This window comes from Halomonas sp. ANAO-440 (genome assembly GCF_019915905.1).
Classification (GTDB): domain Bacteria; phylum Pseudomonadota; class Gammaproteobacteria; order Pseudomonadales; family Halomonadaceae; genus Halomonas; species Halomonas chromatireducens.
The window spans coordinates 1-25,155 of record NZ_JAHXBV010000027.1 but is presented as its reverse complement, the minus strand read 5'-3'; the positions used below and the strand labels follow the sequence as shown (position 1 = coordinate 25,155).

General features: G+C 63.2%; 25 protein-coding genes. 12 read left to right on the top strand and 13 right to left on the bottom strand.

Annotated elements, in window-relative coordinates; genetic code table 11:
- Window positions 1-22: 22 nt before the first annotated feature.
- The 3 genes from KZO25_RS16420 to KZO25_RS16410 all read right to left on the bottom strand — a co-directional run bounded on the left by KZO25_RS16420 (window position 23) and on the right by KZO25_RS16410 (window position 4,421).
- Complete coding sequence (locus KZO25_RS16420) at window positions 23-1,630, bottom strand: carboxyl transferase domain-containing protein (RefSeq protein ID WP_223137807.1); 1,608 nt, start codon at window positions 1,628-1,630, stop codon at window positions 23-25.
- A gap of 486 nt (window positions 1,631-2,116) precedes the next feature.
- Window positions 2,117-3,286 carry an isovaleryl-CoA dehydrogenase gene (locus tag KZO25_RS16415; RefSeq protein ID WP_223137806.1) on the bottom strand — a complete coding sequence of 390 codons (1,170 nt, stop codon included), beginning with the start codon at window positions 3,284-3,286 and terminating at the stop codon, window positions 2,117-2,119.
- A 196-nt stretch (window positions 3,287-3,482) separates the two neighbouring features.
- The gene (locus tag KZO25_RS16410) at window positions 3,483-4,421 is read right to left on the bottom strand and encodes a sodium-dependent bicarbonate transport family permease (RefSeq protein ID WP_066448355.1); all 939 of its coding nucleotides are present in this window, start codon (window positions 4,419-4,421) and stop codon (window positions 3,483-3,485) included.
- A 132-nt stretch (window positions 4,422-4,553) separates the two neighbouring features.
- Between KZO25_RS16410 and KZO25_RS16405 the strand changes: the two genes are divergently transcribed.
- A complete protein-coding gene (locus KZO25_RS16405) occupies window positions 4,554-5,504 on the top strand; it encodes a LysR family transcriptional regulator (protein WP_223137805.1) in 951 nt (316 codons plus the stop codon).
- Between the two features lie 71 nt (window positions 5,505-5,575).
- Here the strand turns inward: KZO25_RS16405 and KZO25_RS16400 are convergent, their stop codons facing one another.
- The 5 genes from KZO25_RS16400 to KZO25_RS16380 all read right to left on the bottom strand — a co-directional run bounded on the left by KZO25_RS16400 (window position 5,576) and on the right by KZO25_RS16380 (window position 10,720).
- Window positions 5,576-6,430 carry a substrate-binding domain-containing protein gene (locus KZO25_RS16400; RefSeq protein ID WP_223137804.1) on the bottom strand — a complete coding sequence of 285 codons (855 nt, stop codon included), beginning with the start codon at window positions 6,428-6,430 and terminating at the stop codon, window positions 5,576-5,578.
- A gap of 17 nt (window positions 6,431-6,447) precedes the next feature.
- A complete protein-coding gene (locus KZO25_RS16395) occupies window positions 6,448-7,206 on the bottom strand; it encodes an ATP-binding cassette domain-containing protein (protein ID WP_223137803.1) in 759 nt (252 codons plus the stop codon).
- The gene (locus KZO25_RS16390) at window positions 7,203-7,907 is read right to left on the bottom strand and encodes an ABC transporter permease (protein ID WP_223137802.1); all 705 of its coding nucleotides are present in this window, start codon (window positions 7,905-7,907) and stop codon (window positions 7,203-7,205) included. The genes KZO25_RS16395 and KZO25_RS16390 overlap by 4 nt, the downstream gene beginning before the upstream one ends.
- Before the next feature lie 145 nt (window positions 7,908-8,052).
- Window positions 8,053-9,138, bottom strand: coding sequence for a patatin-like phospholipase family protein (locus KZO25_RS16385; RefSeq protein WP_223137801.1), 1,086 nt, complete (start codon window positions 9,136-9,138; stop codon window positions 8,053-8,055).
- Between the two features lie 121 nt (window positions 9,139-9,259).
- The gene (locus KZO25_RS16380; RefSeq protein WP_223137800.1) at window positions 9,260-10,720 is read right to left on the bottom strand and encodes a sodium/glutamate symporter; all 1,461 of its coding nucleotides are present in this window, start codon (window positions 10,718-10,720) and stop codon (window positions 9,260-9,262) included.
- A gap of 193 nt (window positions 10,721-10,913) precedes the next feature.
- On the opposite strand from KZO25_RS16380, the gene corA reads away from it, so the two are divergent.
- Entirely contained in the window at window positions 10,914-12,011 is a 1,098-nt protein-coding gene (gene corA, locus KZO25_RS16375; RefSeq protein WP_223137799.1) for a magnesium/cobalt transporter CorA, read from the top strand.
- Window position 12,012: 1 nt separating this feature from the next.
- Here corA and KZO25_RS16370 read toward each other — a convergent pair whose 3' ends face one another.
- The gene (locus KZO25_RS16370) at window positions 12,013-13,458 is read right to left on the bottom strand and encodes a GntP family permease (protein WP_223137798.1); all 1,446 of its coding nucleotides are present in this window, start codon (window positions 13,456-13,458) and stop codon (window positions 12,013-12,015) included.
- Between the two features lie 247 nt (window positions 13,459-13,705).
- Between KZO25_RS16370 and KZO25_RS16365 the strand changes: the two genes are divergently transcribed.
- Window positions 13,706-13,966 (top strand): hypothetical protein, encoded by a 261-nt coding sequence (locus KZO25_RS16365; RefSeq protein ID WP_223137797.1) that lies wholly within the window; start codon window positions 13,706-13,708, stop codon window positions 13,964-13,966.
- A 93-nt stretch (window positions 13,967-14,059) separates the two neighbouring features.
- On the opposite strand, the gene KZO25_RS16360 is transcribed toward KZO25_RS16365, so the two are convergent.
- Together KZO25_RS16360 and KZO25_RS20240 are read right to left on the bottom strand one after the other, a co-directional pair.
- Window positions 14,060-14,701 carry an RNA-guided endonuclease InsQ/TnpB family protein gene (locus tag KZO25_RS16360; protein WP_410505418.1) on the bottom strand — a complete coding sequence of 214 codons (642 nt, stop codon included), beginning with the start codon at window positions 14,699-14,701 and terminating at the stop codon, window positions 14,060-14,062.
- Window positions 14,629-14,790, bottom strand: a complete 162-nt coding sequence (locus tag KZO25_RS20240; RefSeq protein WP_410505417.1) for a helix-turn-helix domain-containing protein — start codon at window positions 14,788-14,790, stop codon at window positions 14,629-14,631. The genes KZO25_RS16360 and KZO25_RS20240 overlap by 73 nt, the downstream gene beginning before the upstream one ends.
- A gap of 390 nt (window positions 14,791-15,180) precedes the next feature.
- Here KZO25_RS20240 and KZO25_RS16355 point away from each other — a divergent pair, with 390 nt between their 5' ends.
- A complete protein-coding gene (locus KZO25_RS16355; protein WP_223137796.1) occupies window positions 15,181-15,930 on the top strand; it encodes a helix-turn-helix domain-containing protein in 750 nt (249 codons plus the stop codon).
- 14 nt (window positions 15,931-15,944) lie between these two features.
- Here KZO25_RS16355 and KZO25_RS20085 read toward each other — a convergent pair whose 3' ends face one another.
- Both KZO25_RS20085 and KZO25_RS16350 read right to left on the bottom strand, forming a co-directional pair.
- A complete protein-coding gene (locus KZO25_RS20085) occupies window positions 15,945-16,070 on the bottom strand; it encodes a hypothetical protein (protein ID WP_262489091.1) in 126 nt (41 codons plus the stop codon).
- Window positions 16,067-17,275 carry an MFS transporter gene (locus tag KZO25_RS16350; RefSeq protein ID WP_223137795.1) on the bottom strand — a complete coding sequence of 403 codons (1,209 nt, stop codon included), beginning with the start codon at window positions 17,273-17,275 and terminating at the stop codon, window positions 16,067-16,069. Before KZO25_RS16350 ends, KZO25_RS20085 begins: the two co-directional genes overlap by 4 nt.
- A 164-nt stretch (window positions 17,276-17,439) precedes the next feature.
- Between KZO25_RS16350 and KZO25_RS16345 the strand changes: the two genes are divergently transcribed.
- From KZO25_RS16345 to KZO25_RS16310, 8 genes are all read left to right on the top strand, one after another.
- A complete protein-coding gene (locus KZO25_RS16345) occupies window positions 17,440-17,622 on the top strand; it encodes a hypothetical protein (RefSeq protein WP_223137794.1) in 183 nt (60 codons plus the stop codon).
- Between the two features lie 107 nt (window positions 17,623-17,729).
- Window positions 17,730-18,530 (top strand): AraC family transcriptional regulator, encoded by an 801-nt coding sequence (locus KZO25_RS16340; protein WP_223137793.1) that lies wholly within the window; start codon window positions 17,730-17,732, stop codon window positions 18,528-18,530.
- 170 nt (window positions 18,531-18,700) lie between these two features.
- On the top strand, window positions 18,701-19,735 hold the full coding sequence (locus KZO25_RS16335; protein ID WP_223137792.1) for a histone deacetylase family protein: 1,035 nt from the start codon (window positions 18,701-18,703) through the stop codon (window positions 19,733-19,735).
- Between the two features lie 115 nt (window positions 19,736-19,850).
- Window positions 19,851-20,207: a RidA family protein gene (locus KZO25_RS16330; protein ID WP_223137791.1), complete on the top strand. Its 357-nt coding sequence runs from the start codon at window positions 19,851-19,853 to the stop codon at window positions 20,205-20,207.
- Between the two features lies 1 nt (window position 20,208).
- Window positions 20,209-21,150, top strand: a complete 942-nt coding sequence (locus KZO25_RS16325) for an ornithine cyclodeaminase family protein (RefSeq protein ID WP_223137790.1) — start codon at window positions 20,209-20,211, stop codon at window positions 21,148-21,150.
- Window positions 21,147-22,265 carry a class II histone deacetylase gene (locus tag KZO25_RS16320; RefSeq protein WP_223137789.1) on the top strand — a complete coding sequence of 373 codons (1,119 nt, stop codon included), beginning with the start codon at window positions 21,147-21,149 and terminating at the stop codon, window positions 22,263-22,265. The genes KZO25_RS16325 and KZO25_RS16320 overlap by 4 nt, the downstream gene beginning before the upstream one ends.
- An 11-nt stretch (window positions 22,266-22,276) precedes the next feature.
- The gene (locus KZO25_RS16315) at window positions 22,277-23,254 is read left to right on the top strand and encodes a branched-chain amino acid transaminase (protein ID WP_223137788.1); all 978 of its coding nucleotides are present in this window, start codon (window positions 22,277-22,279) and stop codon (window positions 23,252-23,254) included.
- Between the two features lie 89 nt (window positions 23,255-23,343).
- A complete protein-coding gene (locus tag KZO25_RS16310) occupies window positions 23,344-24,360 on the top strand; it encodes a DUF4105 domain-containing protein (protein ID WP_223137787.1) in 1,017 nt (338 codons plus the stop codon).
- Window positions 24,361-25,155 lie beyond the last annotated feature (795 nt).

The following is a 25,155-nucleotide window of genomic DNA, read 5'->3' as shown; positions in this document are numbered from 1 at the left end:
CAAGCTACCTCCTACAGAAACACTACATACGGAACACGCCGAACTTGGTTTCCTGCACCTCGGCATTCATCGCTGCGGCCAGTGACAGGCCCAGCACGTCGCGGGTCTGGGCCGGGTCGATGACGCCGTCGTCCCACAGCCGCGCGCTGGCGTAATAGGGGTGGCCCTGGTGCTCGTACTGGTCGCGGGTGGGGGCCTTGAAGGCTTCCTCTTCTTCCGCGGACCACTCGCGGCCCTCGCGCTCGTGCTGGTCGCGCTTGACCTGAGCCAGCACGCCGGCAGCCTGTTCGCCGCCCATGACGGAAATGCGGGCGTTGGGCCACATGAACAGCAGGTTGGGGTCGTAGGCGCGGCCGCACATGCCGTAGTTGCCGGCGCCGAAGCTGCCGCCGATCAGCACGGTGAACTTGGGCACCTTGGCACAGGCCACCGCGGTGACCAGCTTGGCCCCGTGCTTGGCGATGCCTTCGTGCTCGTACTTGGAGCCGACCATGAAGCCGGTGATGTTCTGCAGGAAGATCAGCGGGATCTTGCGCTGGGCACAGAGCTCGATGAAGTGCGCGCCCTTGACCGCGGACTCCGAGAACAGCACGCCATTGTTGGCGACGATGCCCACCGGGTAGCCGTGAATATGGGCGAAGCCGGTGACCAGGGTGTCGCCGTAGTAGCGCTTGAACTCGTCGAAGTCGGAGTCATCGACGATGCGGGCGATCACTTCACGCACGTCGTAGGGCTTCTTGAGGTCGGTGCCGACGATGCCGTAGATTTCTGCCGGGTCGAGCCGAGGCGGCTTGGGTTCCTGCATCTTCAGCTGACCGCGCTTCTGCCAGTTGAGCCGTGACACGCAGCCGCGCGCCAGCTGCAGGGCGTGGGCGTCGTTCTCGGCGTAGTGGTCGGCCACGCCGCTCACCTTGCAGTGGACGTCGGCGCCGCCAAGGTCCTCGGCGCTGATGCTCTCGCCGGTGGCGGCCTTCACCAGCGGCGGGCCACCCAGGAAGATGGTGCCCTGCTGCTTGACGATGATCGACTCGTCGGCCATGGCTGGCACGTAGGCGCCGCCGGCGGTGCAGGAGCCCATCACCACGGCTATCTGCGGGATGCCTTCGGCAGAGAGGGTGGCCTGGTTGTAGAAGATGCGGCCGAAGTGGTCGCGGTCGGGGAACACCTCGTCCTGGCTCGGCAGGTGGGCGCCGCCGGAGTCGACCAGGTAGATGCACGGCAGGCGGTGCTTGCGGGCGATCTCCTGGGCGCGGATGTGCTTCTTCACTGTCATCGGGAAGTAGGTGCCGCCCTTGACCGTGGCGTCGTTGGCGACGATCACGCACTCCACGCCAGAGACGCGGCCGATGCCGGTGACCACCCCGGCGGCGGGAATCGGGTTGTCATAGGTGTCGTGGGCCGCCAGCGCCGAGAACTCGAGGAAGGGCGAGCCCTCGTCGAGCAGGTGATCGATGCGGTCGCGCACGAACAGCTTGCCGCGGGACTCGTGGCGGGTACGGGCCTTTTCGCCGCCGCCCTGGCTGATCGCCGCGGTCAGCTCGCGGAGTTTCATGACCTCGTGGCGCATCGACGCCTCGTTGGCCTGGAAGACATCGCTGCGTGGATTGATCTGGGTGTTCAGGATGCTCATGGAAAGATCCTTGCTGTTCGTCTTCGAAGCAGGTTAGTGCTTCGTGGGCGGTGCGTCTTTGGTGGTTCTGTTCTGCAGGAGCTACCTACCTTGTTGGAGCGCTCGGTTCGGCGTTCCGACTTCGCATCGCGACTGGCGCCGCGAGGCGCCTCGGCGGAGGCTGCCACGTTGGCGGTGTTGCTAGCCTTGGCAACGCCGCCGGGAGTCCTTCGGCCTCCAGTCGCGAGCTGAAGCTGCTCCAACATTAGAAAAAAACGCTGTTGGAGCGCCGCTCCGCGTCGCGACTGGCGCCGTCAGGCGCCTTGGCGGAGGCTGCCGACGTTGGCGGTGTTGCTAGCCTTGGCAACGCCGCCGGGAGTCCTTCGGCCTCCAGTCGCCGATGCGTCGGACCGGAGCTAAAGCTGCTTCAACATTAGAAAAAAACGCTGTTGGAGCGCTGGTCCCCATCGCGACTGGCACCGCCAGGCGCCCTGGCGGAAGCCACCCTTACCTAGATTCGTTGAAGATCTCGCGACCGATCAGCATGCGACGGATCTCGCTGGTGCCTGCGCCGATTTCGTAGAGCTTGGCGTCGCGCAGCAGGCGTCCGGTCGGGTATTCGTTGATGTAGCCGTTGCCGCCGAGCAGCTGGATCGAGTCCAGCGCCACCTGGGTGGCCTTCTCGGCGCAGTAGAGGATCACGCCGGCGGCGTCCTTCCTCGAGGTCTGGCCTCGGTCGCAGCCGGCGGCCACGGCGTAGAGATAGGCGCGGCAGGCGTTCAGCGTGGTGTACATGTCGGCGATCTTGCCCTGCACCAGCTGGAATTCGCCGATGGCCTGGTCGAACTGCTTACGCTCGTGGACGTAGGGCACCACGATATCCATGGCTGCCTGCATGATGCCGATGGGGCCGGCGGCGAGCACGGTGCGCTCGTAGTCCAGGCCGCTCATCAGTACCTTGACGCCGCGGTTGAGTTCGCCGAGCACGTTCTCGACGGGCACTTCGCAATCCTGGAACACCAGCTCACAGGTGTTGGAGCCGCGCATGCCGAGCTTGTCGAGCTTCTGGGCGGTGGTGAAACCGGGCATGCCCTTCTCGATGATGAAGGCAGTGATGCCCTTGGAGCCGGCGTCCGGGTCGGTCTTGGCGTAGACCACCAGCACGTCGGCGTCGGGGCCGTTGGTGATCCACATCTTGTTGCCGTTGAGGACGAAGTGGTCGCCCTCCTTGCGCGCGCGCAGCTTCATGGAGACCACATCGGAGCCGGCACCCGGCTCGGACATGGCCAGCGCGCCGACATGCTCGCCGCTCATCAGCTTGGGCAGGTACTTGGCCTTCTGCTCGGCATTGGCGTTGATCTTGAGCTGGTTGACGCAGAGGTTGGAATGCGCGCCGTAGGAGAGACCCACCGAGGCGCTGGCCCGGGAGATCTCTTCCATGGCGATGCAGTGCGCCAGATAGCCCATGCCGGTACCGCCATCTTCTTCAGAGACGGTGATGCCCAGCAGCCCCATGTCGCCGAACTTCTGCCAAAGGTCGTTGGGGAACTCGTTCTTCTCGTCGATCTCGGCCGCACGGGGAGCGATCTCGTCGCGGGCGAAGGCGTTGACCTGATCGCGCAGCATGTTGAGTTCATCGTCTAGGCCGAAATCGAGGGGCTGGTAGGGCGTGAGCATGGCGGAACTCCCTTTTTCTGTCGCGTAAAACGGCTGTCAGGTAGTGCTTGGTGAACGGGTACGGATTCACCGCGCATCTTGGAATGGCTACAAGACTAGGCCAGGTTGACGTTAACGTAAAGTGCAGGCTGGGCGGCTGCGACGAATGTCGAAGAACGGCGCCACCGGTTCTGGACCGGTGGCGCCTACGCTTGGCTCAGCCCAGCCAGAGCGCCAGTTGATGATAGAGGGGAATGCCCAGGATAACGTTCAGCGGGAAAGTAAAGCCCAGCGCTGCCAGCATGGCCAGGCCAATGTTGGCCTCGGGCACGGCGGTGCGCATGGCGGCCGGTGCCGCGATGTAGGATGCGCTGGCGGCAAGGGCCGTCAGGATAAGCAGTGAGCCGCTGGGAAGACCCAGGGCCAGGCCTACCGCCATCCCGGCCATGGCGAGGAAGAATGGTGCCACCAGGGCGAAGGTGAGCAGCCGCCAGTGAAACCAGGGAATGGGCCGCAGGGTTTCGGCTGCGGTCAGGCCCATCTGCAGCAGGAACAGGGCAAGAACGGCGTGGAAGGCACTGGTAAACAGCTCGGTAACGTTGGCACCCTCCATGGGGCCGTACATGGCGCCGATAACCGCACCGCCAGCCAGCAGGATGACCCCGCGATTGGTCAGCGTCTCGTGCCAGATGCCCTGCATCGCTTCGCCGGAATCACTGCCCTTATGACGCCGGTAGAGTGCGATGGCCACCATGATTGCTGGCAGCTCCATCATCACCAGATAGAGGGTGACCTCGGCACCGATGGGGAGATTACGCCCCTCGGCGAAGGCCAGCGCCACGGCAAAGGTGCCGGCACTGACAGAACCATAGTGAGCGGCGATGCTGGCGCTATCGGCGGACGACAGGCGCACAAGGCGGCGCAGCACTGGCATCAATGCCAGCGGGATCAAGGCGCCCAGGGCCGCTACCGCGAGGAGTTCCGGTATCAGTGACCAGCGCAGGTTGCCGTAGAGCGCCATGCCTCCCTTGAGGCCGATGGTCAGCATCAGCAGCAGGCTCAAGGTGTCGTAGGCGGCCTTGGGTATGTTCAGATCGGACTTGACGATGCCGGCGAGCAGGCCGAGCAGAAAGAACATCACGACGATGTCTGGCATGGGTCTCTCTTTTTCTGAGTCGCATTGGCAGGGTAGTCGCGGATTGTGAGGAGTGCGTGATATTGATTCCAATTGAATGTATGGCTTTATAGTATAGATAAAACTCTATATTTGGCCGCCATGGAGTCAGCCATGAACGTACGCCACCTGACATTTCGCCTGCTACAAGTGTACGTTGCCGTGGTTCGCAGCGGCTCGGTGAGCGAGGCGGCTCGTCAACTTCACCTGACCCAGCCGACCGTTTCACAGCAGCTCAAGCGCTTGAGTGAGGCGGTGGGAGAGCCGCTGTTGAGCGTTCGCCAGGGACGCCTGGTAGCAACGGAAGCGGGGCGGGAGCTCTACCGCGCCAGCCGCGAAGTACTTGGCCGTTTCGATGACTTCGAGGACTACCTGGCCGCCTTGAGGGGCGGCGAGCGGGGACGTTTCAGTATTGCCCTGGTCAACACGGCGCAGTATGTGCTGCCGAGACTGCTGGGCCCCTATAGCCAGGCGTTTCCCGAGGTCGATGTGACCCTGCATATCGGCAACCGGCGCCAGATGCTGACCCGCTTCGAGCGCCAGGATGATGACCTCTATGTCTTCAGCCATCCACCGTCGCTGGCTCATGCCCTGGCCGGGCGCTTCCTGCGCAATCCGCTGGTGGTAATCGCGCCGCAAGGTCATCCTTTGGCTGCCAGGAAGCGTGTCGCCATGAGCGAGCTGCTGACCGAACGGTTTTTGCTGCGCGAGCCGGGCTCGGCCACGCGCATGCTGTTCGAGAGCTGGCTGCAGGAGCAGGGGCTCTCGCTTGGCTCGAGCCTGCAGATGGCCAGCAACGAGGCCATTCGTGTAGGGGTGGCGTCGGGGATGGGGCTAGCGGTGCTCTCCGAGCATGTACTTCCGCCTGAACACTCCGACTTGGTGATCCTGCCGGTGGAGCGGCTGCCCATCGAGAGCCACTGGCAGTTCATCGTGCGCCGGGACAAGCGGCTGCCCCACGCGGCTCGCGGTTTCCTGACGTTCGCTCAGAGGCACCTGGGCGAGTGCGTCGAGCCGCGCTTCATCTCCAATGAGCTGGAGGCAATGCTGGCAAGCCTCGAGTGAATGGCCGGGAATGGCATGGGGTTGGAATCACTGGGCTTTACGTGCATGGCCCTTGGTAGTCGTGCGGAGCGTCACTGGTTGCCGGGTGACCTGTCTGTGCCTCGTCGGGCGTTGGGCGTGAACACAGCTTGCCCGGCTATCTCGAAGTCGGCGATGGCCCGCTGGCCCTCCTCGGAGAGCAGCCATCGGTGCCACTCGCTTGCCAAGTCGTGCTTCAGGTGGGGGTGGCGCTCTTCCAGGAGCAGCAGGCTTGCGTACTGGTTGAACAGTGCCTCATCGCCCTCGAAGAGCAGGACGAGGTCCTGTCTATTGTCGAAGGCGGCCCAGGTGGCGCGGTCGGTGAAAACGTAGGCACCCATGGCCGCGGCGGTATTGAGCGTCGGGCCCATGCCACTGCCCAGGACCCGGTACCATTCGCCCTGGGGGGCTATGTTGGTCGCCTGCCACAGCTGCCGTTCGGCGCGGTGGGTGCCGCTGTCATCGCCGCGTGAGACGAAGGGCGACTCAGCGGCGGCGATCCGAGCGAAGGCCCCGGACGCCGTTTTGGCCGTGGTAATTTCGGCCGGATCCTGGTTGGGACCGACGATGACGAAGTCGTTGTACATGATCTCTGCCCGCTCGCTGGCATACCCCTCGTCGATGAGCCGGGCTTCGCCCGCGGCATCATGCACCAGCAGAGCATCGGCATCGCCGCGGCGGGCAAGGGCGAAAGCCTGCCCGGTACCCACGGCAACGACGCGAACCGAGATACCGGTTGCTTCGGTGAACGGCGGTATGATGGCGCTGAACAGGCCCGAGTTCTCGGTAGAGGTTGTGGAGGCGAGCACGATATAGCGCGCTTCATTCCGCTCGTCGGCCCCGGCTTGGGGGGCTGCCCAGAGCCATCCGATCAGCAGCACATAGGCGGTATGTTGGTAGCGAAACATGAGCTGGATGCCTCCCATCAGCCGAGCAGATCCCCGGAAAGAAAGTCCCGGGCGAGTTGGGTGCTGGGGGCGTGGAAGAATTCCCGTGCCGGAGTGTGCTCGATGACATGCCCCTCGTAAAGGAAGACGATGTCGTCGGCCAGGCGGCGGGCCTGGTTGAGGTCATGGCTGGTCATCACGATGCGTGAACCCTGGGCGTGGAAGGCGTGTACGGCATCCTCCACCGCTCGCAATGATGCCGGGTCCAGCGCCGAGGTGGGCTCATCGAGAAACAGGACGTCGGGCTCCAGGACCCACGCCCTTGCCAGGGCCAGGCGCTGCTGCTCGCCACCGGACAGTACCCTGGCGGGGCGGTCGGCGAGGCTGGCTAGCCCGAAGCGTGTCAGTGCTGCCTGTGCCAGGCCGCGACGTTGGCGCCAGGGCACGCCACGGGCGGCCAGGGCATAGGTGAGATTGGCCAGTGCAGAGCGTCGCAGCATCACCGGGCGCTGAAAGACCATCGCCTGGCGCAGGGGGCGCCCGCTCTCATGGGGTGCCCAGCGCACATGGCCGCTACTGGGAGTGAGCAGACCATGGGCCAGGCGCATCAGCAGGCTCTTGCCGGCCCCGTTGGGGCCCAGTATCACCGTGCGGCCACGGGCCGCCAGTGTGAGATCGATCGCCTGCAGGAGTGTCTGCCCCTGATGGGAAAAGCCGAGCCCTTCCAGGCGCAGTAGAGGCTGGCTTGCCGGAGAGGCTGTCGGTAGCAAGGTGGTGGGGTGGCAGAAGTTGTTCATCCCAGCTTCCTCCTGGCACGTTCACCGATTAGGTAAGCCGTGGCATTGACAAGAGCCACCAGGCCAAGCAGTACCAGGCCAAGGCCGAGTGCCAACGACAGGTTGCCCTTGCTGGTTTCCAGGGCGATGGCCGTGGTCATCACCCGGGTGACGCCCTCAATGTTACCGCCGACGATCAGCACGGCGCCGACCTCGGCGCTGGCCCGCCCGAAACCGGCGAGAATCACCGTCATCAGAGCGAAGCGGGCATCCCAGAGCAGGCTTGGCATGGCACGAAGGCGAGTCACCCCGAAGGAGTGTAGCTGCTCGCGGTACTCGTCCCAAAGGCTCCGCACGTGATCGCGAGTCAGGGCGGCAATGATAGGTAGTACCAGCAGCGACTGGGCGATCACCATGGCGGTAGGTGTGAATAGCAATCCCAGTTCGCCCAGGGGGCCGGCCCGGGAGAGCAAGAGGTAGACAAGCAGGCCAGCCACGACCGGCGGCAGGCCCATGAAGGCGTTGAGCAGCGTGACCACCAGGCCACGGCCGGGAAAGCGCCACAGGGCCAGCGCAGCACCCAATGGCAGACCGATCAGCGCCCCCACCAACACGGCGCCCAGCGACACCTGAAGCGACAGGGCCACTATCCCGAGCAGGGTCGGGTCCAGGCCCAGGATCAGATCGAGGGCGGCCTGGAAGGCGTTGTCGGTGTCGGGCATTCGCATCTCCGGCAAGCATGGCGAAGGCCCATCTTAAGACAAGGGGAGCCTGACGGCATTCGCGAAACGACGCCTGCATGCCAGTCTGCCCGCCATCATGCGCGGGCATGATTCGTAGCTACACCCGGCCAGGGCGCACCTGCCCTTACTCTTCGTGCTCACCACGCCCGGTGGGCGCTTCCTCGGGCCTGGCGAAGGGGCGGAACGTGTCCTGGAAGACCGTGTTCAGATCGAAGGACGAACACTTGCCGATGGAATCGAAATGCTGATCGAGCCACAGATCGGCCCAGGCACGGCCTTGGGTATGCAGACGGGAAACGAAGTCCCATTCCGCATTGAGCTTGCTCGAGGCGCTGAGTTTTTCCACCTCTTGCTCGGCATGGATCAGGTGCAGGCGCATCGAGCGATACCGTTCCAGCTCGACATTTTCTGAGTCGATCAATTGCTGCAATAGCTGAATGCTGCGCAGTTCCTTGATCAGGCTGGTATTGAAAGTGATTTCGTTGATGCGGTTGATGATGTCACGGGCGCTATCGGGGAGCTGGCTGCGAACCAGGGGGTTGACCTGTACCACCACCAGATCACGGCAGCCCTGGTCATCGACCAGCGGGAAGAGGGCGGGGTTGCCGCTGTAGCCACCATCCCAGTAGGCCTCACCATCGATCTCCACGGCCGGGAACATGAATGGCAGGCAGGCTGAGGCCATGACGGTATCCACGCTCAGCTCGGGCTGGCGGAACACCTTGGCGCGCCCGGTACGTACATTGGTGGCGGTAATGAACACCTTTGCCTTGCGGCAGGCGTTTACCCGCTCGAAGTCCACCAGTTCGCTGACCAGGTCACGCAATGGGTTAATGCCCAGGGGGTTGAGCTTCGCTGGGGGAACCAGTTGGGTGAGGCTTTCGTAGAACAGATAGCTTGGCGATGTGTCCAGGCCGTCATTGCCCATCAGCCGATCCCAGGGCGAGCGCTGGATCGGCGAGAAACGCGCCGCATCGCTGACCCCTTTCCAGAAGGTGTGCAGCGCTTGCCGGGCTCCCTCGCGACCACCCTTGTGCAGACCATCGGCTAGCACTACGGCATTCATGGCACCGGCACTGGTGCCGCTGACCCCGTCGATCTCCAGACGTTCCTCCTCCAGCAGTCTGTCGAGTACGCCCCAGGTCAGGGCGCCGTGGGAACCGCCGCCTTGCAATGCCAGGTCAATGAGCTTCTTGTCGTCCTTCGCCATGCTGTCTCCTTGAAATCGGGATGCTGCGGTGCAGTGTAGGCTTCCTGGCGGCCCATGTCTGCCCTTGAAGGACTGGCCTCGCTGCCGCTGGTGCTAAGGGTTGCGATAGACAGTGATGGTGTCAGCTGCCCCACCTGCCGCGTCCACGCTCAGGGACCATGCGGCCGAAGTAGAGGAGGCCGAAGACTAGCCAGGCGATGGTCAGTATCAGCGTGAGCCCCAGTATTGTCGGTGCGCCGAACTGAGCGATGAGCGGGAGCGAAGCCGCCGTGAACAGCCCGCCGCCGACCACTGGTTCGAACATCAGCTGCTTGTAGCCGAAACTTTCAAAAGCGCCGGATCGGTTCTTGGGGTCGGCCATGCGCATCAGCAACAGGCCGGTCACGGTGACGCCCATGGACTGGCCGAAGTCGCCGATGCCGCGCTCGAACCAGTTCTCGGGAATGACCCTTGGCGCGATGACGATCAGCACGAAGAGCGACCAGCCGATCCCGGCCAGCGCCAGCAGCAGGAAAGGCAAGAAGTGCTCGCCCAGGGCGGTGAGGGAGAGTGTGGCCAGGGCCGTGACAATGGTGAAGTCGAGAGCTGTGCCGGCGATACGGGACATGGTTCGGCTCGAGACGTGGGGCTCCAGGCCGAAGCGTGTCACGCAGAGCTGCACGAGCACGCCGCCGATCATGGCGATGGGAAACAGTGGCACGTGAGCGAGGATCTCCATGCCGTCGTCGCGGGCCCAGGTCTGCTGCTCGATCCACTGCAACCCGTTCAGGATCAGCCAGCCGACGACGATGGCGATGCCGACCAGGCCGATATGCAGGCTCAAGGGATCGGCGGTTTCCTCTTCCTGGGCAAGGTCCTTCTTGAATTCGCTGTACTCTTCGGTGGGTGGGAGGTCATTCTCATCGCCCTGCAGCCGAACCTCATCCAGCGCCTCCGAGGTTTTGCGGGAGTTGTCCAGGGTGATTACCCCGCGTCGTGCCGCGAGGTTGATCATCAGCGTGCCGATCAATACCCCCGAGACGATGCCCACGGTAGCCAGCCCCAGGGCCAGGTCGGCGCCCTCCTCGAAGCCGAGGTCGGCGAAGGTGTCCGCCATGCCGGCCGCGGTGCCATGGCCGCCCTCGAAGCCGATTTCAATGAGGGCACCTGCCATGGGGTTCATGCCGAACATGGGGGCCAGGATGAGTATCGCTAGCGTCAGCCCGACCACATACTGGCCCCAGGCCATGGTCTGGCCCACCACGACCTGAGGACCTGCACGCAGCCATATGGTGCGCAGGCCTGGAATCGGGCGGCCGATGAAGAGTGCTGCAAATACCACATTGATCAGCAGGCCGGGCATGGCGGCCCAACTCTCGTAGACGTACTCGGGGAACAGGCCGGCGGCTTCCTCGAAAGGAGCCGTCACGGCGCGGCCCAGCACCTCGGGACCCAGCAACAGCAGGATGAACCCGCCGACGACCGAGCTGGGCAGGAACAGGCGTCGGAGCCAAGGTGAGACGTTGCGAATGGCATTGCTGCCGAGCAGAGCCAGCGAGACAAGCACCAGCGCAACGAAAAGTTCGCCCACTGTCATGGTCATATCGTTCTCCTTCCCTGGAGCCGCTTTGGTTGCACCCATTGGCTTGCTATAGCGTAGCCGAAATAATCAGCGAACAGAGTTATCGGCAGCCAGGCCGTAGCTGCCAGATGGGTGCGCTGGTTCGCCAATTGGCCGGATAAATCGGTCAGCTCATGCCACTATATGGGCTTGCCGAATTGCCAGGATCTCTACCATGACCCGACTGTTCAGGAAGCACTATCACCCGGCCGGGACCGCCCCGGGCACCTTGCGCGAGCTGACGATGGAGCAGACGGCCCTGCACGGGCCGGCCAGGTTCTCCCTGGCGCGTCGCGATGCCGGCCGCTGGGGGCAGATGCAGGAGGTCCGCTTCGAGGCGATTCCCGAGGCGATTTCCGCGGCGTCGGACGAGGGGGCGCTCTACTGGCTGCACGTGCAGGGCATGCCTACTGCCGAGGAGCTCGAACGGCTCGGCGACCGGGTGGGACTGCACCCGCTGGCCCAGGAGGACATTCTCAACGGCGGGCAACGGCCCAAGGTCGAGCGCTTCGATGCGTCGCTGGTGGTCATTCTCGGCATACCCGAGGTGGATGACGAGGGCAGGCTTCACCTCTACCAGTTGACCCTGTTCATGGGCGGCAACATGGTCGCCAGCGTCATGACGGAGAGCCTGGACCCTTTCGCCGAGGTGCGGCGCCGGCTCAAGGAGCGCGGTGGTCGCGCCCTGGGGGAGCCGGATGACCTTCTCTATGGCTTGCTCGATGCCGCCGTGGACCATGCCTTTCCGGTGCTGGACGGGATAGGCGAGCGCATTGAGGAGCTGGAAATGGAAATCCTCAACCGCCCCGACAGCTCGACGCTGGAACGTCTGCATGGCCTTAAGCGCGAACTGATCATGCTGCGGCGCTATCTCTGGCCCACTCGGGAAGTCATCAACCAGCTGCTACGCGACCATAATGACCTTTTCACACCCGATACGCGCATGTGGATGCGGGATGTCTACGACCATACCGTGCAGATAATGGATCTGGTGGAGAGCTATCGTGACATGACCGCAAGCCTGCTCGACATCTATCTCTCCAGCATGAGCCACCGGCTCAACGAGAGCATGCGCACCCTGACCATCATCGCCACCGTCTTCATGCCGTTGACCTTTATTGCCGGCGTATACGGCATGAATTTCGAGCACCAGACCAGCCCCTTCGCCATGCCAGAGCTGGGCTGGTATTGGGGCTATCCGCTGGTGTGGGGGGTGATGATCGCAGTCGCCATCGGCATGGTCGTCTGGTTCAGGCGCAGGCGGTGGTTCTAGCTCAGAACGACCCGACCAGCGAGCCAACGATGATCAGCAGGATCAGGGAGATGATTGGCCCGACCACGGCCACCGCGGCGATGTCCAGGTAAGCCTTGCGATGCGTCAGCCCGCAGATCGAAAGCAGCGTGATCACCGCGCCGTTGTGGGGCAGGGCATCCAACCCGCCGGTGGCCACCGCAGTGACCCGGTGCAGCAGCTCTGGCGAGATGCCTGCCGCCTGGCCCATGGCCAGGTAGGTGTCGCCAAGGGTGGACAGGGCGATACTCATGCCGCCCGAGGCGGAGCCGGTCATGCCGGCCAGCAGGTTCACCGCGAGGGCCAGCGAGATCAGCGGGTTGTCGCCGCCGGCGGTGGTCACCCAGGCACTGATGGCCTCGAAGGCAGCCAGCGAGGCGATCACCGAGCCGAAGCCGACCAGGCTGGCCGTGTTGAAGATCGGCAGCAGCGAGGCGTTGGCGCCACTGTCCAGCGATGCGGTCAGGTTCTGCAGTCGCTGCCAGTTCAACGCAATCAACAGCAGGATCGAGAGCACCAGGGCGGCGATGACCGACCAGACGCCGCGCACCGACTCGATGCTGGTGGCACCATAGGCCGGTTCGGCAAGGTAGCCGGTGTCCATGGCCGGGATGATTACCGCAGTGAACAGCAGGTTCAGCGCGATCACCATCACGATCGGTAGCAGCGCCAATGGCAGGGGAGGCAGCCCGCTGCGCGGTTGAGGCTCGACCTCGGCCAGGTCGAAGCCTTCGCCGGCGGCTCGCTCACGCAGGTGATCGTGCGGGCTGGGCACGGTTTCCTGCTCGCCGTAGCCTTCGCCGGCCGTGCGGGCCTGCCTGGCGCGGTAGGTCAGCCAGGCCTGGCCAAGGCCCAGCATCACCAGCCCGGTCATGATGCCGAGCCCCGGTGCTGCAAAGGGCGAGGTGCCGAAGAAGGGCATCGGTATTGCGTTCTGGATCGCCGGCGTGCCGGGCAGGGCGGTCATGGTAAAGGTGAAGGCGCCCAGGGCGATGGTGCCGGGGATCAGCCGCTTGGGCAGGTCGGCCTTGCGAAACAGCGCTGCGGCGATGGGGAACACGGCGAAGGCCACCACGAACAGCGATACCCCACCGTAGGTCATCACCGCACAGGAGAGCACTACGGCCAGGATGGCCTGGCTGTCGCCCAGGCGTTCGACAATGGCACCGGCGAGCACCTCTGCACTGCCGGAATCCTCCATCAGCTTGCCGAAGATCGCTCCCAGCAGAAACAGCGGAAAGTACTGGACGATGAAACTGCCCGCCGCGCCCATGAACACCTGGGTGTAGCTGGCCAGCAGCGGCGTATCCACGGACACCAACGCAACCAGGGCGGCAAGCGCCGGCGCCAGGATCAGCAGGCTCAGGCCGCGGTAGGCCAGGTACATCAAGAGGGTAAGAGCAGCGATGATAGCCAGGATGCCGGTCATGCCTTTTCCTCCCCGCCCAGCGGGTTATCGGGGTTCACCCTTTCACTGTGTGATCCGCCGTCTTTCCAGACCGGCTCGCTGTGCGAGCGTTCTTCCTTGTGCATGCCACCTCCTTTGCTTTCTGTACCGTCGTCTATGCATCCGCGCATGCTGCATCGCAGTATATGCGGTGCAGCGCAATTTTCCTAACGGGCAGACAGTCCCGAATGAGAGAGGCCTTGAACTAAAGTATAATAAGGTGGATAATATGAAAAAATATTCCACAAATTATTGGAGGCGGTTCACCAAGGACCGTAACGACACCATGACGACATTGCGTTTCAACACCATCTGGGACCTGCCCCTGGTCAGCCGTCGCGACATCAACGAACCCAAAGGCGAAGTCGAAACCGACACGGCGTCCATCACCGAGCGTTTCATGACCATCTGGGACAGCCCACGTTTGCCTCGGGCCAAGGCAGCTGCGAACCAGCGCGCCCGTCGCAGGCTGCCGAAGTTTTATATCTGACACTCCTCGCCCGCCGCGCTTCGCGCTTTGGGTGAGGGTTCTAAGGTCACCCCCAGAACCTTCCTGCTTCGACACGCCTTCACTAGGCAGCGGCTAGGCCGCTGCCCCCGCTCCAGTCGCTCCACAGGCTAACCCCGCCAGCCCGGCGGTTCGGATATTCCTCGCGGCATTGATGTCGCGGTCGATGGCTTGCCCGCAGCTTGCACAGTGCCAGTGGCGCTGCGAGAGTGGCAGCTTCTCAACCTTGTGCCCGCAGCCATGGCACATTTTACTGCTTGGCAGCCACTGGCTCACTTTCACCAGTTGCCGCCCTGCCCATTCTGCCTTGTAGTCGAGTTGGCGAAGAAACTCGCCCCACCCCGCATCGCTGATGGCCTTGGCCAGGGAGCGGTTCTTGATCATCCCGGTGATGTTGAGCGACTCGACACACAGCACTTGGTTTTCGTTGACGAGCGTGCGAGTCGCTTTATGGATGGCATCGCGGCGACAATCCGCGATCTTGGCATGCCGTCGCGCCACCTTCTGGCGCAGCTTGTTTCGGTTGTTCGAGCCTTTTTGCTTTTTGGCCAGCCGGCGCTGGAGATACGCCAACTTTGCTTCATAGCGTTTGAGGTGGCGCGGGTTGCCCGACTTGATGCCCTCGCTGGTGATGAACAGGTCGGTCAGGCCCAGATCGATTCCCGTTCGCCGTGCTGCTGATAGGCTTCTGTGCGATACGTCAGCGTGTTGTTCCATACAAAACGCGCACAGCCGAACGACTGTGCCAACAGCACAGCTTGCTCAGACGTAGGATAAAAACGTTCTTTGTAGGCACGTTTTGTCATACTGGAAAAATATCAGGGGGTAGTGGCAGTATCAAGTGAGGCACCGCTACGCGGTGCGCGCTTGTATCACCGCCCGAGTGGGCGATGCTTTACGCGTTTGTCTGGTAAGTTCTTCAGGTAAGATCTTCGGAAAAATTCTTCGGAAAAGTTCTTCAGCTAAGCCGTAGCCAACCGTCGCTGGACGACCTGCGGCTACCAAACGAAGCGCCCATGCCCTCAGGCATGGGCGCTTCGTTTGGTTCCACGGCCATCGGCAGAGCAGCCAACTCTTGATACTTTTTTATTAACCTTGATCCATCTCAACCCCTGAGCCACCTTGAAAGAGGTATTTGGTATCAAGGTCTTCCAGAGTCTCGTGCATTCTCTGGCGGGAAGTACAAGGAGAAGAAAATGCCCTTCACATCGACTGGCCCCCTGCCGGGTGGCGGGACGCGCTGTGAATACTGCTGCCATCATTCACGCTGTCTGACCATGGGGCTGGAAGGGGCGCAGCTCGCCGACTTCGATGCATTACTCGAGCGGCCGCGCCCGCTCAAGCGTGGTGAGGTCCTGGTGCACCAGGGAGATCAATTCGGCAATCTCTATGCGGTGCGCACAGGCAGTCTGAAGCAAGTACAGTTCCAAGTAGGCGCGCGTGATCAGGTGACACATTTCTACCTTCCCGGTGAGTTGGTGGGCCTGGATGGCATCGGTAGCGGTGAGTGTGTCGGCAATGTGGTGGCGCTGGAATCGACATACGTTTGCGAGCTGCCGTTCTTGCAGCTCGAGGTGCTGATGAAAGACTCCCACACCCTGCAACACCGCCTCTTTCGCTGCATGGGCGAGGAGTTGCGCGATCATCAGCGCATGATGTGCCTTCTTTCCGGTCGCACTGCTGACCAGCGCATGGCGAGCTTTCTGTTGGGGATGTCGGAGCGCTTCAGGCTTCGTGGTTACTCACCGAGCCGTTTTTTCCTGTCCATGTCGCGGGGTGACATCGGCAGTTATCTGGGGCTGGCTATCGAGACCGTCAGCCGCGCGCTCGGCAGGTTCCAGATGCAGAAACTGATCTCCGTCGAAGGACGATGGGTATCGCTGAAGGACATGGAGAGCCTGACGCGAATGGTGGCAGAAGATGTCGGGCGTCACTCAGGGACCTGACTGTCGAATCACGCCTAGCAAAGTCGCATACCGAGCAGCAGCATCGAGGCGTCGGCGGTCTGCCAGCCCCACCAGGCCAGGGCCAGGGCGCCCGTGATTGCTGCCGCGGCCACCAGCTTTAACAATAGCGTTTGGGTCATGCCTGGGCCTCCGTTGGCTGGGGTCGTTTGACCGGCGCCTCGCTGATGAACCAGTGAAGCAGGGCCGCGACGACCGAGAGCAGGATGGCGATCTTCCAGACCACATCATAGTGGCCGGTGAGGTCATAGAGGTAGCCTCCCATCCATACGCCCATGAACGAGCCTAGCTGGTGGAACAGGAAGACGATGCCACCCAGCATGGAGAGGTGACGCACGCCGAACACCGACGCCACGATGCCATTGGTCAGCGGCACGGTGGAGAGCCACAGCAGGCCCATGGCGATGCCGAACAGGTAGGCACTGGCGGGGCTCAGGGGCAGGAATACGAAGGCAGTGATTACGGCGCCCCGGGTCAGATAGAGCCAGCTGAGCAGCCGTGGCTTGGAGTAGATGCCCCCCAGCCAGCCGGCGGCATAGGTGCCGAAGATGTTGAATAGCCCCACCAGCGCCAGCACGGTGCTACCAACCTGCACGGCGAGGCCGTTGTCGAACAGGTAGCCCGGCAGGTGCACACCGATGAATACCACCTGAAAGCCGCAGACGAAGAAGCCCAGGCAGAGCAGCCAGAAACCGCGCTGTCCGGCAGCCTCGTCCAGTGCCGCGCGCAGCGAGAGATCCGAGGCCAGGCGGGCAGAGGGGCGATCCTTCAACATGGCCCCAAGCGGCACCATCATGGCCGCCATCACCCCCATGGCCAAGAGTGCAGTAGACCAGCCGAGCCAGCCCAGCAGCCCCAGGGTGCCGGGCAGCATGGCGAATTGCCCGAACGAGCCGGCGGCGCTGACGATGCCCATGGCCATGCTGCGCTTTTCCGGTGCGACGGCACGGCCCACTGCACCGAGTATCACCGAAAAGGTGGTCCCGGAGAGCCCAAGGCCGATCAACAGCCCGGCGGAGAGTGACATGCCCAGCGCCGATTCAGAGAGCCCCATGAATGCCAGCCCCAACGCGTAGAGCAGCCCGCCGATGACCACCACCCGGGCAGCACCGAAGCGGTCCGCAAGCGCCCCGCTGAAGGGCTGGGCAAATCCCCAGATCAGGTTCTGCAATGCCAGCGCGAAGGCGAATACCCCACGTCCCCAGCCCAGATCGCTGCTCATCGGCTCAAGGAACAGGCCAAAACCGTGGCGCAGCCCCATGGCCAGGGAGATGACCAGGCTGCCAACGACAATGATCAGCAGAGAGTGGCGACGAAGGGCGTCCATGGAGAGGGCCTGTTTGCAGACTAATGAATCCGCACTATCGCCGTTCTGACGCCGCCTTGCCAGTCTCAATTTTGCGACAAGCATGTTGCCTACGTGCCACATGTGGCGTCACGAAAATGCATCGCTAGAATAGCGCCTTCGATTGCGCCCTATACGGAGGCCCCATGTTTCGTGCTCTGCTGACACTTTTCATCGTGCTGGTATCGTCCCTTATGCTGGCCGGCTGCAGCTACCAGCCGGCGCGTATCCAGCCCCAGCCCCTGGTGGTGATCGACGACGGTCACGGTGGCTACTCCCACGGCTCGCGCTTCTGTCCTCCCGGGCAGGCCAAGAAGGGTCGCTGCTGAAGTTGGCTTCAGCGTGAGTGGGGGAGTTAGTCAGGATGGTTTCACATCGGTTTGCCGGGGAGTAAGGTAATAACGATTCCCGATGAAACGGACCGCAAGAAACCGTCATGGCTATTCTCGACCTGCGTGCCTGCACGCTCGGGCATGAACACGTTGCCCATGCCCATACGCATCACCAGCTGATCCTGGCAACCTGCGGCGTCACCGAGCTGGAAATCGAGGGAGCTGGAGACCGCGTGACCGGCTCCCGTGGCTGCCTCATTCCCTGCTCCTACCATCATGAGTACGAAGGCGATGGCCTGAACCGTACTCTGGTGCTGGACGTTGCCCTGGATGACATAGCATCGCTGCGCGACGCAGATGCCATGCAGCGGCTCTTCGAGCGCCCTCATTTCTTCACCGTGCCGACCCGCCTCAATCAACTGGCGGGAACGTTGATGGTGCAGCTCGAACAGTTCCCGGCGCTGCATAGCGAGATCGCCGCGCTGTTGCTCAGAGCGCTCTATCTTCATCTGGATGTGGGCCTGGAGCAGGGAGCTACGGCCGCCAGTGCCGTAGATTCGCCGATGGGTGCCGGTGGTGAGCGAATTGACCTGCGCCGCCTCAATGCCTGGATCGATCGCCACCTCGCCGACAACATACGGGTGGAGGAACTGGCTGGCCTCTGCGCCCTCAGTCCCGGTCATTTCCACGCCCGTTTCCGCGATATCTTCGGTACCACGCCGCTGGCTCACGTGCAGCAGCGCCGCCTTGAGCATGCCCGCACACTGGTCCGGCACAGCAACCTGAGCCTGGGGCATATTGCCTCGCTGGTGGGCTTCCGCGACCAGGGCAGCTTTAGCCGCGCCTATCGGCGCCATTTCGACGTTACCCCCTCCGCCGTTCGCCGGACTCGAGCTGCCAACTGAGGCCGCCGCCCGGGCAGCGTCAATTGAAGAGTCTGGGGCAAGTCTTCGGCAGTCTCGGGCAAGCAGTGCTCGGCGTCACGTTCTAATCTCACAGAGAAAGCATCTATCTTCCCGGTCTTGTCAGGGGAAGCGACACCCGTGCCTGGCATCTGCTTCAGCAAGGATCCAAGATGAAGCTCTTCTATCACCCTGACCAGGAGCGTCATGCACCGAAGACGTTCCTGGTGCGTGGCCAGCCGACCCCATCACCGGAGGGGCCGGTACGTGCGGAACTATTGGCAGGTGGGTTGGCGACGGTAGGGCTATCCCTTACTGCCCCCACCGAAGTGGACAGCCCGACGCTGCGTAGCCGCCTGGCCCAGGTGCATACGCCCCGCTACCTGGCATTCCTCGAAACCATACATGAGCGCTGGAGAGAACTGCCCGGCGCCTCGGAGCTGGTCTCGCCCAACGTCCATCCCTGTGGCGGTGGGCATCACTACCCACGTCACCCGGTGGGGCAGGCCGGCTGGCACCTGCATGACATGGCGTGTCCGGTCGGTGCCGACAGCTTTACCGGTATCCTGGCGAGTGCTGCGACGGCACAGGCCGCCGCAGAAGCGCTACTGGGAGGTCATGGCACCACATACGCGCTTTGCCGCCCTCCTGGCCACCATGCCGGCCCGGATCGGGCGGGCGGGTTCTGCTTCCTCAACAATTCGGCACTCGCCGCTACCGTCCTGCGCGAGCACTTTTCCCGGGTCGCCATCCTCGATGTCGATCTCCACCACGGCAACGGTACCCAGGACATCTTCTACTACCGCGGGGATGTCTGGACCGGATCGCTGCATGTGGATCCTGCCGACTTCTATCCATTCTTCTGGGGCGGCGTCAATGAGGAAGGCATGGGAGAAGGGCTGGGAGCCAATGTCAACCTGCCCCTGCCGCTGGGCAGCGATGGCCTGGTCTTTCATGAAGCCCTGGATGCGTTGATCCATCGCATGGAGGCGTTTCGCCCCGAGGCGATGGTCGTGGCGTTGGGCCTCGATGCCCACCGCGACGACCCCCTGGCAGGCATGGCCCTGGAAACCGCGGATTTCAGGGCTATCGGACGCCGCCTGGCCAAGCTGTCGCTGCCCACCGTGCTGGTGCAGGAGGGTGGTTATCCTACCGAGCACTTGGGTGAGAATCTGGCTGCCTTCCTGACTGGCTATATTGGCGACTGAACATTCGGCGCGCCATGAACGAATACTCCTGCTTTGCGACCGGAAAGTACCGGCCATACGAACGAAGGACCGAAGGTCCAGCGACGATACGAACACGCAACGAGAGAGGAATGACATGAGCATCAGCTATCACGACAGCAACACCCGCATGAGCCAGGCCACCATTCACAACGGTACCGTCTACCTGGCCGGCCAGGTGCCCCAGGACGCCAGTGCCGACATGCGCGGCCAGACGGAGCAGGTGCTGGCGCGCATCGACGAACTGCTGGCCCAGGCCGGCACCTCGAAGGAGAACCTGCTGTCGGCCCAGATCTGGGTGACCAGCATGGCGGAATTCGACCAGATGAACGCTGTCTGGGATGCCTGGGTGGTGCCCGGTCGGCCGCCGGTGCGCGCCGCCCTGGAAGCCAAGCTGGCGAAGCCCGAGTGGAAGGTGGAGATCATGGTCGTGGCGGCGCTACCGGAGGCCTGAGATGCGCATCGTATCCGCTGAGGAAGTCGCGGCGTCGCTGCCCTGGCCTGCACTGGTGGAGCGCCTGGCGACGACCTTCCGTGCCGGCGTGGAATCGCCGCCGCGCCACCATCACGCCATGCACCGGCCCGATGGTGAAGCCACCATGCTGCTGATGCCTGCCTGGGAGCGTGCCGGCTATATCGGGGTGAAGATGGTCAATGTCTTCCCCCAGAACGCCGACCATGGCCTGCCGGCCATCTCCGGGGTCTATTTCCTCAGCGAAGGCACCCACGGGCGCCCGCTTGCCTGTCTGGACGGCAGTGAGTTGACGCGTCGTCGTACCGCCGCCGCCTCGGCCCTTGCCGCACGGGAGCTGGCCCGGAAGGACGCCTCGACCCTGCTGGTGGTAGGAACCGGCAAACTGGCCCCCATGGTTATCGAGGCCCATGCCTCGGTACGGCCCATCACGCGGGTACGCATCTGGGGCCGCAACCCCGGGAAGGCACAGAAGCTGGCAGCGGAGTATGCCGACCGGTTCGAGACCGAGGCGGTAACGGATCTGGAGTCGGCGGTCCGCGAAGCGGACCTGATCAGCTGCGTCACGCTATCCACGGAGCCGTTGGTTCGCGGTGAGTGGCTCGTGGCCGGAACCCATCTGGACCTGATCGGCGCCTTCCGGCCCAGCATGCGGGAAACCGATGGCGAGTGCCTGCGTCGCGGCGAGGTGTTTGTCGACACCTTTGCCGGTGCCAGGGGGGAAGCTGGGGATATCCACCAGGCCATCGACGAAGGGGCCTTCGATTTCGACGAAATTCGTGCCGACCTGGCCGAGCTGCTGCTGGCCAGGGAGCCGGGGCGCTCCTCCGACGAGGCCATCACGGTGTTCAAGTCAGTGGGAGCCTCGCTGGAGGACCTGGCCGCTGCCATCGAGGTCTGGGAGCAGTTGGAGGCACACGCATGAGCGCAGTCAGGCGTACTGGCTTTTTCTGGCATGAGCGATGCTTCTGGCATGATCCAGGGGCTGTCGGTGTCTTTTCTTCTCGAGGTGAGTACCTTCAGCCCCAGCCGGCCTCGGAGAGCCCCGAGAGCAAGCGGCGACTGAAGAACCTGCTTGAAGTGTCAGGTTTGATCGACGAGCTCGAGGTGCGCAAGCCGCCGGCGGCTTCCCGCGAGGACCTGCTGCGCTTTCATACCGCACGCTACCTTGATGAGCTGGAGGAAAACGACAGTGCACTGGGGGGCGATGCCGGTGAAGCTGCACCCTTCACGCCGGGTAGCCTGGCCGCGGCGAAGCATTCGGCCGGCCTGGCCATTGCCGCGGTGGAGGCGGTGGCGAGCGGTGAGCTAAAGAGTGCCTATGCGCTGTGCCGTCCTCCAGGGCACCATGCCGAGGCGGACCGCGGGCGTGGGTTCTGCATGCTGGGGAATATCCCGGTGGCGGTCATGCGTGCCCGCGCCCTGGGGCAGGTGCAGCGTGTGGCGATACTCGACTGGGACGTACACCATGGCAACGGTCACCAGGCCGCTTTCTATGACGATCCGGACGTGCTCACGATATCGATCCACCAGGCCGGCAGCTACCCGCTCGACTCAGGCTTCTTCGAAGAGCTGGGGGAGGGGGCAGGGCACGGCGCGAATCTCAATCTGCCAATGCCTCCCGGCTCCGGTATCGGCGCTTACCGTTATGCCATGCAGGAGCTGGTATTGCCGGCCATCGGTGGTTTTGCCCCGGATATGATCGTGGTGGCCTGCGGCTTTGACGCCTGCGGCAAGGATCCGTTGGGCAAGATGCTGCTCAACAGCTCGGCGTTTGCTGCCATGACGCAGCAGGTTTGCGCACTTGCCTCCCGAATCAGCGAGAACCGCCTGGTGATGATCCATGAGGGAGGTTACTCCGAAGGCTATGTGCCGCTCTGCGGTCATGCCGTGATCCAGGCCCTGTCGGGCAGTCGGATTGCGGTCCCCGATCCGCAGAACGATGAAATTGCCGCCTGGGGCTATCAGTCCCTGCAGCCGCACCAGCGCGCGCTGATCGACAGCTGGCGGGAAGGCTGGATGAAGGCGGCTCCACTTTAATGGAACGGACAATGACGACACCGCCCCCCCTGTATGACCGCGACGGCTGGATCTGGCACGACGGCGAGTGGCTGCCCTGGCGCGACGCCCGCACCCATATGCTGACCCATACCCTGCATTACGGCATGGGTTGCTTCGAAGGCGTGCGGGCCTACCAGGGTCCGGGGGGCACGCACCTGTTCCGTGTCGCCGAACACACAAGGCGGTTGCTGGACAGCGCTCACTCGTTGGACATGGCGATGCCCTTCTCCGAAGCCGACCTGATCGAGGCGCAGCGGCAGTGCCTGACCCGCAACGGCCTGAGCAACGCCTACCTGAAGCCGACGGTCTACTTCGGTGCCGAGGGGCTGGGACTTCGGGCCAAGGGGCTGACGGTTCATGTCATGGTGGCTGCCTGGGACCTGGGCGACTACATCTCGCCGGAAGCCGCCTCCATCGGCCTGCGCGCGCTGACTTCCTCCTGGGCCCGGCACCATGTCAACATCAGCCTCTGTCGTGCCAAGACCAATGGCCACTACGTCAATTCGATGCTCGCACTCAATACGGCGGTGAAGGCGGGGTTCGACGAAGCGGTCATGCTCGACCCGGAGGGCTATGTTGCCGAGGCCTCGGCGGCCAATATCTTTCTGCTGCGCGACGGCGTCCTGCATACGCCCGAGATCACCTCCTGCCTGCAGGGCATCACCCGGGACAGCGTGATACGGCTGGCCCGTGAGGTGCTGGGTATCGAGGTGCGCGAGCGTCGCATCACCCGTGACGAGCTCTATACCGCCGATGAAGCCTTCGTTACCGGTACCGCTGCCGAGATCCTGCCGCTGCGCGAGCTCGACGGTCGTCATATCGGTGGCAGGGTAGGTGCTCCCTTGCCCGGCCAACCGATTGCCGGTGACTCCTTGACCGCTCGGCTGCAGGGACTGTACCGGCGAGTCACCCGCGGTGAGCCGGACGATGACCTGCAGCCATTTAGCGACTGGCTGACCCAGGCCTGAGTATGGCGTAGGGGGCGCCCGACTTCCGGAACGATTCCATTGGGTGTGTAACGTGCTACCTTGCGATTACCTGAACAAGATGGACCGAGATGGCACAGGCAATCGTATGGATCGCGCTCTTCACGCTGCTGACGTCGGGTATGCTCTGGGGCCTGGCAGCCCTCTGGTTTCGACTCGAGCTGCCTTCACCCTGGCGCCAGATCACCCTGGTCCTCTGGGGCCTGCTGACCATTGGCCTGGTCGTGCTGGGGTTGGAAGAGTCCGTCACTCTCCGCCGTGACTGGTCGGCACCGCTTGGACAGTTGATTCTCCTGGCTGCACTCATGACCTGGTGGTTCAGACTGCGGCCGTCCCATGACCGCCCCTGGGCCAACGATGTGGTACATATGGCCACCGGCGATGTCGAGGACAACCGGCTGACCCTGCATCATGTGCGCAACTTCGACTGGCGAACCCGCGATGATGCGACAGTCTGCTGGGAACGTCGCGTCTATGACCTCGACCGGCTGGACTCCGTTGACATGATCGTTTCCAGCTGGGGGCGCCCGGGAATCGCCCATGTGATGATCTCCTTCGGCTTTGGCGGTGAGGACTTCGTGGTCTTTTCGGTGGAGGTACGACGCCAGCGAGGGGAGCGCTTCTCCGAAATTGGCGGTTTCTTCCGCCAGTACGAGCTGGCGATCGTGGCCAGCGACGAGCGCGATGCGGTGCGCCTGCGCAGTAACGTGCGTGGCGAGCAGGTTCGGCTATTTCGTATCGCCATGCCTCGCCACACCATGCGTTCGCTGTTGCTCGCCTATGTCGATGAGGCGAACCATCTGCACGATAGCCCCCGTTTCTACAATACGATCACCGCCAATTGCAGCACCCTGATATTTGCCATGGCGCGCCGTATTGGTGCCGGGCTGCCGCTGGACTACCGGATGCTGGTCACCGACAGGCTGCCTGATTATGCCTTTGCCATGGGTGGCCTGTGGCAGGGTTTTGCGCTGAGTGAGCTGGAGGACAAGGGCAATATCGTCGAGCGGGCGCATCAGGCCCACGATGACCCGGCCTTTTCACGCCAGATTCGTCGTGGTGTGCCGGGATGGGAAACGCTGCCGTAGCGTCTGAGGGCGGGCCTGAGATGGCGCTGAATCGATATGGTCAGCAACTTCTCTTGTCCTCAATAGATTGGCTAGCCAAATAATGCTGCGCTACTATAAAGAACGCCACGGGAAAGCCCGTGGCGCATGTCCTCCCTGGGCATCCTCGGGATGCCTAACCACTCCCTGGCAGGCTTCCTGCCCGCTCGCATCCGTGTCGTATCACTCAGCAGTATCCATTGCCCGTCCCCGTTGGGGGACACAGCCTTTATCACTCACCTGGATGACAGTGTGGCAACAAGGAGATGAAAGGTGTGTGATGCCAGCCTAAGGAGTTTAGGAGGCGATCGCCGTTGGCGCTACTTCCAGGCTGTGCCGCTTAGTTTATTCCTGGCATCCGCCATGCCACACAGCGAGCCTCTCCTCCAACGGTGCCACGCCGCTCTAGGAGCATCTTCAGATTGCGACTGGAGGCCGAAGGACTCCCGGCGGTGTTGCCCGACGTTGGCGATCACTGCCAATGTGGCGGCCTCCGCCGAGGCGCCTGGCGGCGCCAGTCGCGATGGAGACCAGCGCTCCAACAGCTGTTTTGTCCAGCCATGGCAAGCGATTACCACCCTGTTGAAGTATCTTTAGATCCGGTCCGACGCGTCGGCGACTGGAGGCCGAAGGACTCCCGGCGGTGTTGCCCGACGTTGGCGATCACTGCCAATGTGGCGGCCTCCGCCGAGGCGCCTGGCGGCGCCAGTCGCGATGGAGACTCGGGGCGCCGAACCGAGCGCTCCAACAGCTGTTTTGTCCAGCCATGGCAGGCGA

Excerpts from the sequence above, each read along its gene's own strand:
- KZO25_RS16400 (WP_223137804.1), bottom strand. The coding sequence starts at position 6,430 with ATGTTTCGCTACCAACATACCGCCTATGTGCTGCTGATCGGATGGCTC.
- corA (WP_223137799.1), top strand. The coding sequence starts at position 10,914 with ATGACCCGACTGTTCAGGAAGCACTATCACCCGGCCGGGACCGCCCCG.
- KZO25_RS16385 (WP_223137801.1), bottom strand. The coding sequence starts at position 9,138 with ATGGCGAAGGACGACAAGAAGCTCATTGACCTGGCATTGCAAGGCGGC.
- KZO25_RS16355 (WP_223137796.1), top strand. The coding sequence starts at position 15,181 with ATGCCCTTCACATCGACTGGCCCCCTGCCGGGTGGCGGGACGCGCTGT.
- KZO25_RS16405 (WP_223137805.1), top strand. The coding sequence starts at position 4,554 with ATGAACGTACGCCACCTGACATTTCGCCTGCTACAAGTGTACGTTGCC.
- KZO25_RS16415 (WP_223137806.1), bottom strand. The coding sequence starts at position 3,286 with ATGCTCACGCCCTACCAGCCCCTCGATTTCGGCCTAGACGATGAACTC.
- KZO25_RS16310 (WP_223137787.1), top strand. The coding sequence starts at position 23,344 with ATGGCACAGGCAATCGTATGGATCGCGCTCTTCACGCTGCTGACGTCG.
- KZO25_RS20085 (WP_262489091.1), bottom strand. The coding sequence starts at position 16,070 with ATGACCCAAACGCTATTGTTAAAGCTGGTGGCCGCGGCAGCAATCACG.
- KZO25_RS16320 (WP_223137789.1), top strand. The coding sequence starts at position 21,147 with ATGAGCGCAGTCAGGCGTACTGGCTTTTTCTGGCATGAGCGATGCTTC.
- KZO25_RS16350 (WP_223137795.1), bottom strand. The coding sequence starts at position 17,275 with ATGGACGCCCTTCGTCGCCACTCTCTGCTGATCATTGTCGTTGGCAGC.
- KZO25_RS20240 (WP_410505417.1), bottom strand. The coding sequence starts at position 14,790 with ATGACAAAACGTGCCTACAAAGAACGTTTTTATCCTACGTCTGAGCAA.
- KZO25_RS16330 (WP_223137791.1), top strand. The coding sequence starts at position 19,851 with ATGAGCATCAGCTATCACGACAGCAACACCCGCATGAGCCAGGCCACC.
- KZO25_RS16380 (WP_223137800.1), bottom strand. The coding sequence starts at position 10,720 with ATGACCATGACAGTGGGCGAACTTTTCGTTGCGCTGGTGCTTGTCTCG.
- KZO25_RS16345 (WP_223137794.1), top strand. The coding sequence starts at position 17,440 with ATGTTTCGTGCTCTGCTGACACTTTTCATCGTGCTGGTATCGTCCCTT.
- KZO25_RS16360 (WP_410505418.1), bottom strand. The coding sequence starts at position 14,701 with ATGGAACAACACGCTGACGTATCGCACAGAAGCCTATCAGCAGCACGG.
- KZO25_RS16365 (WP_223137797.1), top strand. The coding sequence starts at position 13,706 with ATGAAAAAATATTCCACAAATTATTGGAGGCGGTTCACCAAGGACCGT.
- KZO25_RS16325 (WP_223137790.1), top strand. The coding sequence starts at position 20,209 with ATGCGCATCGTATCCGCTGAGGAAGTCGCGGCGTCGCTGCCCTGGCCT.
- KZO25_RS16370 (WP_223137798.1), bottom strand. The coding sequence starts at position 13,458 with ATGACCGGCATCCTGGCTATCATCGCTGCTCTTACCCTCTTGATGTAC.
- KZO25_RS16410 (WP_066448355.1), bottom strand. The coding sequence starts at position 4,421 with ATGCCAGACATCGTCGTGATGTTCTTTCTGCTCGGCCTGCTCGCCGGC.
- KZO25_RS16340 (WP_223137793.1), top strand. The coding sequence starts at position 17,730 with ATGGCTATTCTCGACCTGCGTGCCTGCACGCTCGGGCATGAACACGTT.
- KZO25_RS16335 (WP_223137792.1), top strand. The coding sequence starts at position 18,701 with ATGAAGCTCTTCTATCACCCTGACCAGGAGCGTCATGCACCGAAGACG.
- KZO25_RS16420 (WP_223137807.1), bottom strand. The coding sequence starts at position 1,630 with ATGAGCATCCTGAACACCCAGATCAATCCACGCAGCGATGTCTTCCAG.
- KZO25_RS16390 (WP_223137802.1), bottom strand. The coding sequence starts at position 7,907 with ATGCCCGACACCGACAACGCCTTCCAGGCCGCCCTCGATCTGATCCTG.
- KZO25_RS16315 (WP_223137788.1), top strand. The coding sequence starts at position 22,277 with ATGACGACACCGCCCCCCCTGTATGACCGCGACGGCTGGATCTGGCAC.
- KZO25_RS16395 (WP_223137803.1), bottom strand. The coding sequence starts at position 7,206 with ATGAACAACTTCTGCCACCCCACCACCTTGCTACCGACAGCCTCTCCG.